Origin of the sequence: Streptomyces sp. NPDC005962 (assembly GCF_040629205.1) — a bacterium.
In the GTDB taxonomy this organism is placed as follows: Bacteria; Actinomycetota; Actinomycetes; order Streptomycetales; family Streptomycetaceae; genus Streptomyces.
On the sequence record NZ_JBEXVE010000030.1, the window covers coordinates 108,180 to 123,126 of the forward strand.

Here is a 14,947-nt window from a genome sequence, read left to right on the forward strand (position 1 = left end):
GCCGGGGCGGGGCGGGCGTCAGTCCGTGGGCGACTTCTTGATCTCCCAGAAGCGGAAGACCGTCGAGGCGTCCAGGGTCCACTGGAGCCCGGAGATGGATTCCTGGGCCACCGCGTACTGCTTGCCCTGCCACAGCGGCAGCATCGGCACATCGTCGGCGACCAGGTTCTGGATCTTCTGGAAGTCGCCGACCGTGGCCGCGCGGCTGGGCTGGCCGGCGGTGGCCGGTATGAGCTGGCCGGTCAGCTGCGCCTGGGTGTAGTGGTTGGCCAGGACGTTGCCGGAGCCGAAGAACGGGGCGACGAAGTTGTCCGGGTCCGGGTAGTCGGGCACCCAGCCCTTGACGTAGACGGGGTAGTCGCCTGCGGCCACGCCCTTCTCGTAGGCGGCGACGTCGGTGCTCTTCACGTCGACGTCGAACAGCCCGCTGGCGTTGAGCTGCTTGGCGATCTCCTGCAGGCCGGGCACGGTGCCGGGGCCGTAGCGGATCGGGGTGCCCCACAGGGTGAGCTTGACCTTGCCGGTGATCCCCTCCTCACGCAGCGCCTGCTTGGCCTTCTCGGGCTGCGGCCGGTCGCCGTACTTGTCGAAGAAGGCCGTGTTGTGGCCGGTGATACCGGCCGGGACGACCGAGTACAGCGGCTCGGCGGTGCGCTTGTAGACGTCCCGGACCAGGGTGGAGCGGTCGAGGAGGTACGCCATCGCCTTGCGGACGCCCAGCTTTCCGGCCACCGCGTCCTTCATGTTGAAGACCAGGTGCTGGACCTCGGCGCCGGTGCCCTCGACGACGTTCAGGTTCTTGCCGCCGCTGAGGGACTCGGCCTGGAGGTCGGCCAGGTCCTTCATGGCCAGTCCGCGGTAGGCGAGGTCCACGTCGCCGTTCTGGACGGCGTTCTTCAGCTCCTGCTGGCGGCCCTGGTAGAACTTCAGGGTCATCCCGGTGTTCTGGGCCTCGGCGGGGCCCTCGTACTCGCCGTTGACCGAGAAGTCCGCCTCCTTCTTGCTGAAGGAGTCCAGCTTGTAGACGCCGGAGCCGATCGCCTTGTTGTCGGTGCGCAGCTTGTCGGCCGGGTATTCGCTGTGGTCCACGATGGACCCGGCGCCGGAGGCGATCTTCTGCGGGAAGGTGGCGTCCGGGGTCTTCAGATTGAAGACGACGGTCCGCTCGTCCGGGGTCTTGATGTTCCCGATGGTGGAGAGCATCACCGCGGGGCCGTTCTCGTCGTTGATCCGCATGGTGCGCTCGAACGAGAACTTGACGTCCTCGGCGGTGAGCGGATGTCCGTTGGAGAACTTCAGGTCGTTCCGCAGGGTGCAGGTGAAGACCTGGCTGGAGTTGTCCTTGAAGCGGCACTTCTCCGCCGCCTCCGGCTGCGGGGTGGTGCCGCCCTTGGGGAAGCTCAGCAGCGACTGGAACACGTTGTTGAACAACAGCCAGGAGCCCGGGTCGTAGCCGGATGCCGGGTCGGTCGCCAGCACCTCGTCCGACATACCCATGACGACGTGCTCACCGCTGCCCGCGGCGTCCCCGTCCTCGCTCCCACAGCCGGTGAGCAGGGCGGCGGCAAGGCCCGCTCCGAGCGGGGCTGCCAGCCACTGATCACGTTTCCTCACGGGTGGTTTCCTCACAGTTTCGTCGTCTGGTTATCCGGCCCCCGTCTGGCGTTACGTCAGCTGTCGGCGCCTCGGCCCAGCTCCCAGAGCTGCAGCATGGTCGAGGAGTCGAACGCGTATTCGGCCCCGGTGATGTTCTCTCGCGCCGCCACATAGGTGTTCCCCTGCCACAGCGGCAGATAGGGCACATCGTCGGCGACGGTGTTCTGGATGGCCTGGAAGTCTCCGGCCGTGCGGGTGCGCTGGCTCTCCTGCCGGGTCCGCGGGATCAACTTGTCCTGCACGCTGTTGTTGCGGTAGGGCGAGTTGAGGAAGTTGTCCTTGGTCAGGAAGGGCGCGACGTAGTTGTCCGGGTCCGGGAAGTCCGGCAGCCATCCCATGCCGTAGGCGGCGTACTCGCGCTTGGGGAGGTTGGGGCGGAACTCGGTCCAGCGGACGCCCTTGATCTTGACCTTGAACAGACCGCTGCGGTTGAGCTGGCTCCGCAGCTCCTTGAACTCCTGGGCGGTCTCCGGACCGTAATGGTCCGTCGTGTACGTCAGGGTCAGCTTCACCGGGGTGCTGATCCCGGCGTTGCGCAGGGCGCTGCGGGCGGCGGCGGGGTCGGGGTCGCCGTACTCGTTGTAGAACGAGTTGGTGTGCGAGGCGACGTTGTTCGGGATCAGCGAGTAGAGGGGCTCGGCGGTCCGCTTGTAGACGTCGCGGACCAGTGCCTGACGGTCCACCAGATGGGCGATGGCCTGCCGTACGGCCTTGGACCTGACCGAGGGGGCGTCGGTGTCGAAGACGAGGTAGCGGATGCCCTGGCCGGAGGACTCGAAGAGCCGGACGCCCTTGACCTCGCCCTTGTTGAGCTTGTCGATCTGGCCGGGCGAGAAGCCGCGGTGCACCGCGTCGATGTCACCCTTCGTCAGCGCCTTCTCCATCGCCGAGGCGGATTCGAAGAACCGCATCTCGACCTTGTCGCTGTCCGGCTTCACATCGCCCTGGTAGTTCGGGTTCCGGCTGAAGCGGACCTTCACCAGCCGGTTGTCGCGCACCTCGGTCTTCGCCTGGTACGGGCCCGAACCCACCAGGTCGAAGCCCTTGTGCAGCGCGTTCGCCTGATAGACCTCGCTGTCCAGGATGGCCGCGGCCGGGGTGGTGAGCTTGGACGGGAAGGTCGCGTCGGGCGCGCGGAGATGGATGACGACCTCGCGGGAGGTGGGGGTCTCCACCGTGTCCACGTTCGAGAGCAGGGAGACCGGGCCGTTGCGGTCCTTGATCCGCAGCATCCGGTCGAGGGAGAACTTGACGTCCTCGGAGGTGAGCGCGTGACCGTTGGAGAACTCCAGCCCGCTGCGCAGGGTGCAGCGGTACTGCTCGCTCTGCCGGTCCTGGAAGCCGCACTTCTGCGCGGCGTCGGGTATCGGCTCGGTTCCCGAGCGGGGCAGCCGCATCAGCGTCTGGAGGCTGTTGTGCAGCACGCTCCACGAGGCGAAGTCGTATGCCTGGGCGGGGTCCAGCGGGGCGGGCGCCACCTTCGACGCCTCGATCCGGTCGGTGCTCCCCAGGACGATGGCGCCGTCGTCCGTGCCCGAGCCGTCGGATCCACCGCATGCGGTGAGCGCTGACGTCAGTAGGCCCGCCACGGCCGGCAGCGCGAGCGACTTGCGCTTCATTGTCGGGAGTCTCCCTGCGATCGATCAACCACTCGCGATGAGATTAGACCGAGGCGCCAGTCATGCTCAGACACAACGAAGTTGAGGCGATATCACGCACCGTTAACGGATAAGGGCCGACCGATATCCGAACACGGTCGCGTATCGTACGACGCGTCACCAATCCGGACACAAGGGCGCGCCCAGATCACACCAAACGGGACGCGCAGCAGATACCCACCTCATCTGTCGACGGCATATGCAGTGATAAACATCACGCCCGAAATGCCGCCGCCGTCACACAAAAACGCGGACCGCGTTATTCAGTCTGCAATTTACAGACATACGCTCAGTACGCGATCAGTGCATTACTGTGACCAGTGAGCGGAGAAATGGAAGATCGACTTCTTCCAGCGATCCGACGACCGTACGGCCCGCCGCGGGCTCGATCGGTACGACGGACGGGACCGCCAGCACCTGGCACCCCGCCGCCTCGGCAGCCCGGACCCCGGTCGCCGTGTCCTCGATGACCACGCACCGCGCCGGGTCGGCGGCCAGCCCCGCGGCGGCGAACAGATACGGGTCGGGGTGCGGCTTGGTACGGCCGATCTCGTCGCCCGCGACCGTCAGCGCGAAGTTCTCAACGCCGATCGACCGCAGCAGCCGGTCCATGACCCGCCGGTGCGAGGCGGAGACCAGGGCGGTCGGCACCCCGTGCGCGCCCAGCTCGGTCAGCAGCCGGCGCGCACCGGGCAGCATGGGCACGGTGCCGTCCAGCAGCTCGGTGAATCGGCTGTTGAGCAGGCCGGACAGCTCCGCGAGGGCGATGTCGGCGCCGGTGGCCTCGATGAGGAACGAGGCGCTGCGGGTCATCGGGCCGCCGACCACCACCTCGCGGTACTCCTCGGCGAGGGCGTGGCCCAGCTCGGCGAAGATGGACACTTCCGCGTCCCACCAGATGTCCTCGGTGTCCACCAGGGTGCCGTCCATGTCGAGCAGGACCGCCTGGAGGGCGGACCCTTCGGCCGAACGGGTGTCGACGGCGGGGATGCTGCTGGTCATCCAAACACCTCCGGATACGGGGCACGAAGGCCGGCCCCCTTCCACGATGTGGAAGACGACCGGCCTCTACCGGATCGACCAGTCTACGACGCGTCGCGTCGCGGCGCCCCTGGAAGGCGCTCCCATTACCGAGCGTTGAAGTACTTGGCCTCCGGGTGATGAATGACGATCGCGTCGGTCGACTGCTCGGGGTGCAGCTGGAACTCCTCGGAGAGCTTCACCCCGATCCGCTCCGGCTCCAGCAGATCGGCGATCTTCGCCCGGTCTTCCAGGTCGGGGCAGGCGCCGTAGCCGAGCGAGAAGCGCGCGCCGCGGTACTTCAGCGCGAACATGTCCTCGATGTCGCCGGGGTCCTCACCGGCGTAGCCCAGCTCGGCCCGGACCCGGGCGTGCCAGTACTCGGCCAGCGCCTCGGCGAGCTGCACGGACAGCCCGTGCAGCTCCAGGTAGTCGCGGTAGGAGTCGGCGGCGAACAGCTCGGCGGTCGCCTCGCCGATCTTCGAGCCGACGGTGACCACCTGGAGGCCGACCACATCGGTCTCGCCGGACTCCTCGGGCCGGAAGAAGTCCGCCATGCACAGGCGGCGGCCGCGGCGCTGGCGCGGGAAGGTGAAGCGGGTCCGCTCGCTGCCGTCCTCGTTGAGCAGGACCAGGTCGTCGCCCTTGGAGACGCAGGGGAAGTAGCCGTAGACCACGGCGGCCTCCAGCAGGTTCTCCGTACGCAGCTTGTCCAGCCAGCCGCGCAGCCGCGGGCGTCCCTCGGACTCCACCAGCTCCGCGTAGCTCGGGCCGTCGCCCGTGCGGGCCTCCTTCAGCCCCCACTGGCCCTTGAACAGCGCGCCCTCGTCCAGCCAGGTGGCGTAGTCGACCTGCTGGATGCCCTTGACGACGCGGGTGCCCCAGAAGGGCGGGGTGGGCACCGGGTTGTCGGTGGCGACATCCGAGCGCGAGGGGCCCTCCGGCTCCGGGTCGCTCAGCGCCGTGTTCCGCTTGGGCACCCGGCGCTGCTTGAGCGCGGGCAGCTCCGCGCCGGGGACGCCGCGCTTGACGGCGATGAGGGCGTCCATCAGGCGCAGCCCCTCGAAGGCGTCGCGGGCGTAGCGGACCTCGCCCTCGTAGATCTCGTGGAGATCCTGTTCGACGTAGGCACGGGTGAGGGCGGCGCCGCCGAGGATGACGGGGTAGTCGGAGGCCAGCTTGCGCTGGTTCAGCTCCTGAAGGTTCTCCTTCATGATCACGGTGGACTTCACCAGCAGGCCGGACATGCCGATGACGTCGGCGCGGTTCTCCTTGGCGGCGTCCAGGATCGCGGAGACCGGCTGCTTGATGCCGAGGTTGACGACGTTGTAGCCGTTGTTGGAGAGGATGATGTCGACGAGGTTCTTGCCGATGTCGTGGACGTCGCCGCGGACGGTGGCGAGCACGATCGTGCCCTTGCCGTCGTCGTCCGTCTTCTCCATGTGCGGCTCCAGGTGGGCCACCGCGGTCTTCATCACCTCGGCGGACTGGAGCACGAACGGCAGCTGCATCTGGCCGGAGCCGAAGAGCTCGCCGACGACCTTCATACCCTCCAGCAGCGTCTGGTTGACGATGTCGAGGGCGGGCCGCTCGGTGAGGGCTTCGTCGAGGTCGGCCTCCAGCCCCTTGCGCTCGCCGTCGATGATGCGCCGCTGCAGGCGCTCGTCCAGCGGCAGGGCCAGCAGTTCCTCTGCCTTGCCCGCCTTGAGGGACTTCGCGGTGGCGCCCTCGAAGAGCGCCATCAGCTTCTGCAGCGGGTCGTAGTCCTCGGCGCGGCGGTCGTAGATCAGGTCGAGGGCCGTGGTGACCTGCTCGTCGTCGAACCGCGCGATCGGGAGGATCTTGGACGCGTGCACGATCGCCGAGTCCAGCCCGGCCTTGACGCATTCGTCCAGGAAGACGGAGTTGAGCAGGATGCGGGCGGCCGGGTTGAGGCCGAAGGAGATGTTCGACAGGCCCAGCGTCGTCTGCACGTCCGGGTGGCGGCGCTTGAGCTCGCGGATCGCCTCGATGGTGGCGATGCCGTCCTTGCGGGACTCCTCCTGACCGGTACAGATGGTGAAGGTCAGGGTGTCGATGAGGATGTCCGACTCGTGGATGCCCCAGTTGCCGGTGAGGTCGGCGATGATCCGCTGGGCGATCTCGACCTTCTTCTCCGGCGTGCGCGCCTGGCCCACCTCGTCGATGGTCAGCGCGATCAGCGCGGCGCCGTGCTCGCGGGCGAGCTGGGTGACCTTGGCGAAGCGGGACTCGGGGCCGTCGCCGTCCTCGTAGTTGACCGAGTTGATGACGGCCCGGCCGCCCAGCTTCTCCAGACCTGCCTGGATGACGTCCACCTCGGTGGAGTCCAGCACGATGGGCAGGGTGGAGGCGGTGGCGAAGCGGCCCGCCAGCTCCTGCATGTCGGCGACGCCGTCGCGGCCGACGTAGTCGACGCACAGGTCGAGCAGGTGGGCGCCTTCGCGGATCTGCTCGCGGGCCAGCTCCACGCAGTCGTCCCAGCGGGCCTCCAGCATGGCCTCGCGGAACTTCTTCGACCCGTTGGCGTTCGTCCGCTCGCCGATGGCCAGGTACGAGGTGTCCTGGCGGAACGGCACCGTCTGGTACAGCGACGCGGCGCCCGGCTCGGGGCGCGGCTCGCGCGCGGTCGGGGTCAGGTCACGGACCCGCTCGACGACCTGGCGCAGATGCTCGGGCGTGGTGCCGCAGCAGCCGCCGACCAGGGACATCCCGTACTCGCGGACGAAGGTCTCCTGGGCGTCGGCCAGCTCGCCCGGGGTGAGCGGGTAGTGGGCGCCGTCCTTGCCGAGCACCGGCAGGCCCGCGTTCGGCATGCAGGACAGCGGGATGCGCGAGTGGCGGGCGAGGTAGCGCAGGTGCTCGCTCATCTCGGCCGGGCCGGTCGCGCAGTTGAGGCCGATCATGTCGATGCCGAGCGGCTCCAGGGCGGTAAGCGCCGCGCCGATCTCGGAGCCCAGCAGCATCGTGCCGGTGGTCTCGACGGTGACCGAGCAGATCACCGGCAGGTTCGTGCCGGTGACCTCCAGGGCCCGGCGGGCGCCGAGGATCGAGGCCTTGGTCTGCAGCAGGTCCTGGGTGGTCTCCACCAGCAGCGCGTCCGCGCCACCGGCGATCATGCCCTCGGCGTTCTGCTGGTAGGCGTCGCGCAGCGTGGTGTACGGGGCGTGGCCCAGCGTCGGCAGCTTGGTGCCCGGGCCCATCGAGCCCAGCACCCAGCGCTGCTGCCCGGTCGAGGCGGTGTACTCGTCCGCCACCTCGCGGGCGATCCGGACGCCCGCCTCGGACAGTTCGAAGACCCGCTCGGGGATGTCGTACTCGCCCAGCGCCGCGTGGTTGGCGCCGAAGGTGTTGGTCTCCACGCAGTCCACGCCCACCGCGAAGTACGCGTCGTGGACCGAGCGGACGATGTCGGGGCGGGTGATGTTGAGGATCTCGTTGCAGCCTTCGAGCTGCTGGAAGTCATCGAGCGTGGGGTCCTGCGCCTGAAGCATCGTGCCCATCGCGCCGTCGGCGACGACTACCCGGGAGGCGAGTGCCTCGCGGAAGGCGTCGACTCGGGCGGCGGATGCGGACGATGACGTGTGCGAGGCCATGGATGTGCTCCCTGGAGTGCGACGGCTGTCGGCTTTGCGCCCTCACTTCGGGAGGGCGCACCAGGCCAGCCTAGCTGCCAGGGGCCGGAGGGAGGCGGGTGTCCCATCAGCCGGACGGAGATCCTCCGGTCGGCCGCGGCGGGCTGGTGATCATCTACGTTTGGCTGTGTGTACCGCGGAGTCGACATGGACCGATAGTGTTCAGCATTGTCGAACCGCAGTCAGGAGGTTGGCGATGCCACGGAACATCCAGTCGTTGGAGCGGGCTGCCGCGATGCTACGCCTGCTCGCCGGGGGCGAGCGCCGGCTGGGACTGTCCGACATCGCCTCCACCCTCGGCCTCGCCAAAGGGACCGCCCACGGCATCCTGCGCACCCTCCAGCAGGAGGGGTTCGTCGAGCAGGACGAGAACTCGGGCCGCTATCAGCTGGGCGCCGAGCTGCTGCGGCTGGGCAACAGCTATCTGGACGTCCACGAGCTGCGCGCCCGCGCCCTGGTGTGGACGGACGACCTGGCGCGCTCCAGCGGCGAGAGCGTCTACCTCGGCGTACTGCACCAGCAGGGTGTGCTCATCGTCCACCATGTCTTCCGGCCGGACGACAGCCGTCAGGTGCTGGAGGTCGGCGCCATGCAGCCGCTGCACTCCACCGCCCTGGGCAAGGTGCTGTCCGCGTACGACCCGGTGGCACACAGCGAGGCGGCCGAGGGCGTCCGGGAGCCGCTCACCAAGCGCACGGTGACCGAGACGGACGCGTTCGAGGGCGTCCTGGCGCTCACCCGGGCGCGCGGCTGGGGCTCGGACGTGGAGGAGACCTGGGAGGGCGTCGCCTCGGTCGCGGCCCCGGTGCACGACCGGCGGCGGCTGCCGGTGGGGGCCGTGGGGATCGCGGGTGCGGTGGAGCGGGTGTGCGAGGACGGGGAGCTCCGCTCCGAGCTGGTCGCCGCCGTACGGGACTGCGCGCGGGCGGTCTCCCGCGATCTGGGCGCCGGGCGCTTCTGACCCCGGCCGCTCCCGGCGCCGGCCCGGGCCGACCTTGGCCCGCCCCCGGTGCCGACCCGGGCCGACCTGTGCCGCTCCCCGGCGCCGACCTGGAGCGAAAGCCCTGACCAGGACTTTTGACCCAGGTCTATGGTCATTCATCACGGTTTCACATCCTCCAGAGTTTTCCTCCCCCGACCCTTGACGGGGTCTTCGCCGTGAAGAAAACTGCCGTTCATCGGTCGGCATTGTCGAACACCTGACGGCAATATTCGCTATGGTGGACTCGCCGCGGGCCGACCAACGCCCTCCCAAGAGGGCGCGAATCCTCGGCGGGACCGGGGGTTCGCCTTCCCCTGGACGAAGGACAAAGGAGTCGCGGGTGTCCAGCTCCGACATCTTCATCGGCGAGACCATCGGTACCGCCGTGCTCACCCTGCTCGGCTGTGGTGTCGTCGCAGGCGTTATCTTGAAGCGATCCAAGGCGTTCGACGCGGGATGGCTGGCGATCACCTTCGGGTGGGGCTTCGCCGTCCTCACCGGCGCATACATATCGGCGCCGCTCTCCGGCGCGCACCTCAACCCGGCGGTGACCCTCGGCCTCGCGATCGAGGGCGGCACCAAGTGGGGCGACGTGCCGATCTACTTCCTGGGCCAGATCACCGGCGCCATCATCGGCGCGGTGCTGGTGTGGCTCGCCTACGTGGGCCACTTCCAGGCGCATCTCACCGACCGCGAGATCGTCGGCGGTCCGGGCGCCCAGGACACGAAGAAGGCCGACACCGCCGAGGCATCCGACGCGGGCCCGGTGCTGGGGGTCTTCTCCACCGGCCCGGAGATCCGGAACACCGCTCAGAACCTGGCCACCGAGATCATCGCCACCGCCGTGCTGGTCCTCGGCATCCTCACCCAGGGACTGAACGGCGAGGGCAAGGGTCTGGGCACGCTCGGCGTCCTGATCACCGCCCTGTTCGTGGTCGGCATCGGCCTCTCGCTCGGCGGCCCGACCGGCTACGCCATCAACCCGGTGCGTGACCTGGGTCCGCGCATCGTGCACGCCCTCCTGCCGCTGCCCAACAAGGGCGGCTCGGACTGGGGCTACGCCTGGATTCCCGTCGTCGGTCCGCTGCTCGGCGGAGCCCTCGCCGGCGGCATCTACGAGATCGCCTTCGCCTAGCCCCCACCCCAACGGACTCGCAGGAGAGCAACCCACCATGACCGACACCCACACCACGAGCGCCTCCTCCCACGGACACGGTCCGTTCATCGCCGCCATCGACCAGGGCACCACGTCCAGCCGCTGCATCGTCTTCGACCGGGACGGGCGCATCGTCTCGGTCGACCAGAAGGAGCACGAGCAGATTTTCCCCAAGCCGGGGTGGGTCGAACACAACGCGGCCGAGATCTGGCAGAACGTGCAGGAGGTCGTGACCGGCGCGATCACCAAGGCCGAGATCACCTCCGCCGACGTCAAGGCGATCGGCATCACCAACCAGCGCGAGACCACCCTGCTGTGGGACAAGAACACCGGCGAGCCGGTGCACAACGCGCTGGTCTGGCAGGACACCCGGACCGACGCCCTCTGCCGGGAGCTGGGCCGCAACGTCGGCCAGGACCGCTTCCGCCGCGAGACGGGTCTCCCGCTGGCGTCCTACTTCGCCGGGCCCAAGATCCGCTGGCTGCTCGACAACGTCGAGGGGCTGCGCGAGCGCGCCGAGGCCGGTGACCTCCTCTTCGGCACCATGGACTCCTGGGTCATCTGGAACCTGACCGGCGGGGTCAACGGCGGGGTGCACGTCACCGACGTCACCAACGCCTCCCGCACCATGCTGATGAACCTGCACACCCTCGACTGGGACCCGAAGATCCTCACGTCGATGAACATCCCGGCCGCCGTGCTGCCGAAGATCCGCTCCTCCGCCGAGGTCTACGGGCGCAGCGCCGAGGGCATCCTCCAGGGCGTGCCCGTCGCCTCCGCGCTCGGTGACCAGCAGGCGGCCCTGTTCGGCCAGACCTGTTTCGCCGAGGGCGAGGCCAAGTCCACGTACGGCACCGGCACCTTCCTGCTGATGAACACCGGCGACGAGCCGGTCAACTCCTACAACGGCCTGCTGACCACCGTCGGCTACCGGATCGGCGACCAGAAGCCGGTGTACGCCCTGGAGGGCTCCATCGCGGTCACCGGTTCGCTGGTGCAGTGGATGCGCGACCAGATGGGGCTGATCAACAGCGCCGCCGAGATCGAGACCCTGGCCAGTTCGGTGGAGGACAACGGCGGCGCGTACTTCGTGCCCGCGTTCTCCGGGCTGTTCGCCCCGTACTGGCGCGACGACGCGCGCGGCGTGATCGCGGGTCTGACCCGCTACGTCACCAAGGCGCACATCGCGCGGGCCGTGCTGGAGGCCACCGCCTGGCAGACCCGCGAGATCGTCGACGCGATGACCAAGGACTCCGGCGTCGAGCTGAGCGCGCTCAAGGTCGACGGCGGAATGACCTCCAACAACCTGCTGATGCAGACCCTCTCGGACGCCCTCGACGCACCCGTGGTGCGCCCGATGGTCGCCGAGACCACCTGTCTCGGCGCCGCCTACGCCGCCGGTCTGGCCGTCGGCTTCTGGCCGGACATCGACGCGCTGCGTGCCAACTGGCGCCGGGCCGCCGAGTGGACCCCCCGTATGGACGCGGATGTACGGGACCGCGAGTACAAGAGCTGGCTCAAGGCCGTGCAGCGGACCATGGGCTGGATCGAGGACGAGGAGTAATCTCACATGACCCCCCTGCAGAGCGTCCCTTCCCTCGGGACGCACCCGGCTGCCGGTTCGCACCCGACCCGCGCCGAAACCCGGGAACAGCTGTCCAAGGCTTCGTACGACCTCCTGGTGATCGGTGGCGGCATCCTGGGCATCACCACTGCCTGGCACGCCGCGCAGTCCGGACTGCGGGTGGCCATGGTGGACGCCGGCGACTTCGCCGGCGCCACCTCCTCCGCCTCCTCCAAGCTGCTCCACGGCGGCCTGCGCTACCTCCAGACCGGCGCGGTCAAGCTCGTCGCCGAGAACCACTTCGAGCGGCGCGCGGTCTCGCGCAGCGTCGCGCCGCACCTGTCCAACCCGCTCACCTTCTACCTGCCGGTCTACAAGGGCGGCCCGCACGGCGCGGCCAAGCTGGGCGCGGGCGTCTTCGCGTACTCGGCGCTGTCCGCGTTCCGCGACGGCGTCGGTCATGTGATCAACGCCGAGAAGGCCGCGCGGGACGTCCCGGAGCTGCGCACCGAGGGGCTGCGGGCGGTCGCCGTGTACGGCGACGGGCAGATGAACGACAGCCGCATGGCCCTGATGACGGTCCGGGCCGCGGTCGACGCGGGCGCCACCGTCCTCAACCACGCCGAGGTCACCGGGTTGCGCAAGACGGACGGCCGGGTCACCGGGGCGGAGCTGAAGGACCGCACCGACGGCACCGAGTTCGGCGTCGACGCCCGGCTGGTGCTCAACGCCACCGGCCCCTGGGTGGACCACCTGCGCCGGATGGAGGACCCGGGCGCGGCGCCGTCCATCCGCCTCTCCAAGGGCGCTCACCTGGTCCTCAAGCGCACCTCCCCGTGGCGGGCGGCGCTGGCCACGCCCATCGACAAGTACCGCATCACCTTCGCCCTCCCCTGGGAGGACATGCTGCTGCTCGGCACCACCGACGAGCCGTTCGAGGGCGATCCGGCCGATGTCGCGGTCAACGAGGCGGACACCGCCCAGATCCTGGACGAGGCCGCCTTCTCCATCCGCGACCAGCAGCTCTCCCGCGACCTGATCACGTACTCGTTCGCGGGGCTGCGGGTGCTGCCGGGCGGCCCCGGCGACACCGCCAAGGCCAAGCGGGAGACGGTCGTCACCGAGGGCAAGGGCGGCATGCTCTCGATAGCCGGCGGTAAGTGGACCACCTTCCGCCACATCGGCCGCACGGTGATGAGCAAGCTCGCCCAGCTGCCGGGGCGTCCGCTCGCGGACGACATGGAGCCGATCGGGCAGCTGCCCAAGCACATGCCGCTGCCCGGGCTCGCCAATCCGCACGCTGTCGCCCACCGGCTGATGGTGGACGGCGGTACGCCCGGCCCGCGCATGGCCGCGGACACCGCGCGCCACCTGGCGACCCACTACGGTTCGCTCTCCTTCGACATCGCGCGGCTGGCGAGCGGGGACGCGGCGCTCGCCGAGCGGATTCACCCGGACGCCCCGGAAATCTGGGCCCAGGTCGTCTACGCCCGGGACCACGAGTGGGCGCAGACGGCGGACGACGTACTGCGGCGCCGCACCACGCTGACGATCCGCGGTCTGGACGACGAGGGCATTCGCGGCCGGGTGGAGGAGCTGCTGGCCAAGCGGGGCTGAAGTCTTCTGGTTGACGGCTGGGTGAGGAGACGTTTCTCCTCACCCAGCCGTCGTGTGTGCGGGGGCCGTACGTGAGGCTGCGCGGGAGGCTTCGGCGGCAGGCGGGACCTTACTCGCGAGTTAAAAAATCGCGGAATCACTCTTGCCTTCTTCGGCGCCACGCGCATCAATAGCTTTCCGTCCACGCGTGACGGACAGTCAGATTGCGCGGGCGCACCCCCCACAAACCCACCGCTCACTTCCCCCACCCGGAAGGCAGTCCCCCATGAGAAGCATCAAGCTCGGGATAGGCACGGCAATGGGAGCAGCAGCACTGGCCGCCGGCGCGCTCGCGCTGGCGCCGAGCGCGGTCGCGGTCACCCCGACCACCGCGACCCTGACGGCCGACTGCGGAACGTACGGTTCGGGTCTCGCGACGCTGACGGCCACGCAGAGCGGCACCGCCGCGACCATCACCCTGTCCTCGGGTGCGATCAAGGCGCCGATCGACGTCCCGGCGGGCGCGGTCAGCTCGACCCTGACGCTGTCGAAGAACGGCTCCGGCACCACGACGTTCACCGGCAATTCCAACCCGGCCATCAAGACCGGCGCCGATGTGACCACCGGCCCGCTCAAGGGCACCGTGGCCGCCGGTGATGTACTGGAGGCCAAGTCGCTGAAGCTGGTGATCTTCGGTCTGATCACGGTGAACTGCACCTCCACCTCGGCGCAGTCACCGGGCCCCTTCACCTTCTGAGCCCCTTCTTCCGAGCCGCTCGGCGGCAACCGACAACGGACCGGCGGCGTCCCTCGAAGACGCCGCCGGTCCGCGCGCGTCATAATGGACCCATACATCGGATGTTTGACCCGGAGGTCCATCATGGCGGTCACCGACGAGGCGATCGAAAAAATCAAGGGCATGATCGTCTCGGGTGCGCTGCGCCCGGGTGACCGGCTTCCCAAGGAGAGCGAGCTGGCCGCGGATCTGGGCCTGTCCCGCAACTCACTGCGCGAGGCCGTCCGCGCGCTGTCCCTGATCCGCATCCTCGACGTACGGCAGGGCGACGGTACGTACGTCACCAGCCTCGACCCCCAGCTGCTGCTGGAGGCGCTGAGCTTCGTCGTGGACTTCCACCGGGACGACACCGTCCTGGAGTTCCTGGCGGTACGCCGCATCCTGGAGCCCGCGGCCACGGCGCAGGCCTGCAGCCGGATCAGCGATGTCCAGCTGGACGCCCTCGACGCCCAGCTGGACGCGCTGGGGCAGACGCCGTCGGTGGAGGAACTGGTCGCCTGCGACCTCGAATTCCACCGGGGGATCGTCCACGCGTCGGGGAATTCGGTGCTCTGCTCCCTCCTGGACGGGCTCTCCGGCCCCACGACCCGCGCCCGCGTCTGGCGCGGCCTCACCCAGGAGGACGCGGTCAGCCGCACCCTCCACGAACACCGCGCGATCCTGAGCGCGCTCCGGGACCGCGACGCGGAGGCGGCGCGGTCGTGGGCGACGGTGCATGTCGCGAGCGTGGAGCAGTGGCTGCGGTCCACGCTGTGAGGCCCCGGGGGTCTGTCCCCCACCCCGCCCCTATCCGACCCGGGGCCCCGCCCCGACCCCCGCTCCTCAAACGCCGGAGGGGCTGGATGGCGGCGCAGCGCCGCCCCGAC

Annotated in this window: 10 protein-coding genes; 6 read left to right on the top strand and 4 right to left on the bottom strand. The window is 69.2% G+C overall.

Going from position 1 to position 14,947, the window contains the following annotated elements; all coding sequences use genetic code 11:
* Positions 1–18: 18 nt before the first annotated feature.
* From ABZ370_RS35540 to metH, 4 genes are all read right to left on the bottom strand, one after another.
* Positions 19–1,614 carry an ABC transporter substrate-binding protein gene (locus ABZ370_RS35540; RefSeq protein WP_358629725.1) on the bottom strand — a complete coding sequence of 532 codons (1,596 nt, stop codon included), beginning with the start codon at positions 1,612–1,614 and terminating at the stop codon, positions 19–21.
* 56 nt (positions 1,615–1,670) lie between these two features.
* Positions 1,671–3,275 (bottom strand): ABC transporter substrate-binding protein, encoded by a 1,605-nt coding sequence (locus ABZ370_RS35545; protein WP_358629728.1) that lies wholly within the window; start codon positions 3,273–3,275, stop codon positions 1,671–1,673.
* 339 nt (positions 3,276–3,614) lie between these two features.
* Positions 3,615–4,316: an HAD family phosphatase gene (locus ABZ370_RS35550; protein ID WP_358629731.1), complete on the bottom strand. Its 702-nt coding sequence runs from the start codon at positions 4,314–4,316 to the stop codon at positions 3,615–3,617.
* 125 nt (positions 4,317–4,441) lie between these two features.
* Positions 4,442–7,948: a methionine synthase gene (metH, locus tag ABZ370_RS35555; RefSeq protein WP_358629734.1), complete on the bottom strand. Its 3,507-nt coding sequence runs from the start codon at positions 7,946–7,948 to the stop codon at positions 4,442–4,444.
* A 235-nt stretch (positions 7,949–8,183) separates the two neighbouring features.
* Between metH and ABZ370_RS35560 the strand changes: the two genes are divergently transcribed.
* The 6 genes from ABZ370_RS35560 to ABZ370_RS35585 all read left to right on the top strand — a co-directional run bounded on the left by ABZ370_RS35560 (position 8,184) and on the right by ABZ370_RS35585 (position 14,837).
* The gene (locus ABZ370_RS35560) at positions 8,184–8,948 is read left to right on the top strand and encodes an IclR family transcriptional regulator (RefSeq protein ID WP_358629737.1); all 765 of its coding nucleotides are present in this window, start codon (positions 8,184–8,186) and stop codon (positions 8,946–8,948) included.
* Positions 8,949–9,309: 361 nt separating this feature from the next.
* A complete protein-coding gene (locus ABZ370_RS35565; RefSeq protein WP_358629740.1) occupies positions 9,310–10,104 on the top strand; it encodes an MIP/aquaporin family protein in 795 nt (264 codons plus the stop codon).
* Positions 10,105–10,141: 37 nt separating this feature from the next.
* Complete coding sequence (gene glpK / locus ABZ370_RS35570) at positions 10,142–11,689, top strand: glycerol kinase GlpK (RefSeq protein ID WP_358629743.1); 1,548 nt, start codon at positions 10,142–10,144, stop codon at positions 11,687–11,689.
* A 6-nt stretch (positions 11,690–11,695) separates the two neighbouring features.
* A complete protein-coding gene (locus tag ABZ370_RS35575) occupies positions 11,696–13,306 on the top strand; it encodes a glycerol-3-phosphate dehydrogenase/oxidase (protein WP_358629746.1) in 1,611 nt (536 codons plus the stop codon).
* A 265-nt stretch (positions 13,307–13,571) separates the two neighbouring features.
* Entirely contained in the window at positions 13,572–14,042 is a 471-nt protein-coding gene (locus ABZ370_RS35580) for a hypothetical protein (RefSeq protein WP_358629749.1), read from the top strand.
* Positions 14,043–14,165: 123 nt separating this feature from the next.
* Positions 14,166–14,837 carry a FadR/GntR family transcriptional regulator gene (locus ABZ370_RS35585; RefSeq protein ID WP_358629752.1) on the top strand — a complete coding sequence of 224 codons (672 nt, stop codon included), beginning with the start codon at positions 14,166–14,168 and terminating at the stop codon, positions 14,835–14,837.
* Positions 14,838–14,947 lie beyond the last annotated feature (110 nt).

Bases quoted from the DNA above. Each gene is read 5' to 3' on its own strand.
- ABZ370_RS35550 (WP_358629731.1), bottom strand. From the start codon at position 4,316: ATGACCAGCAGCATCCCCGCCGTCGACACCCGTTCGGCCGAAGGGTCC.
- ABZ370_RS35545 (WP_358629728.1), bottom strand. From the start codon at position 3,275: ATGAAGCGCAAGTCGCTCGCGCTGCCGGCCGTGGCGGGCCTACTGACG.
- ABZ370_RS35575 (WP_358629746.1), top strand. From the start codon at position 11,696: ATGACCCCCCTGCAGAGCGTCCCTTCCCTCGGGACGCACCCGGCTGCC.
- ABZ370_RS35585 (WP_358629752.1), top strand. From the start codon at position 14,166: ATGGCGGTCACCGACGAGGCGATCGAAAAAATCAAGGGCATGATCGTC.
- metH (WP_358629734.1), bottom strand. From the start codon at position 7,948: ATGGCCTCGCACACGTCATCGTCCGCATCCGCCGCCCGAGTCGACGCC.
- glpK (WP_358629743.1), top strand. From the start codon at position 10,142: ATGACCGACACCCACACCACGAGCGCCTCCTCCCACGGACACGGTCCG.
- ABZ370_RS35580 (WP_358629749.1), top strand. From the start codon at position 13,572: ATGAGAAGCATCAAGCTCGGGATAGGCACGGCAATGGGAGCAGCAGCA.
- ABZ370_RS35560 (WP_358629737.1), top strand. From the start codon at position 8,184: ATGCCACGGAACATCCAGTCGTTGGAGCGGGCTGCCGCGATGCTACGC.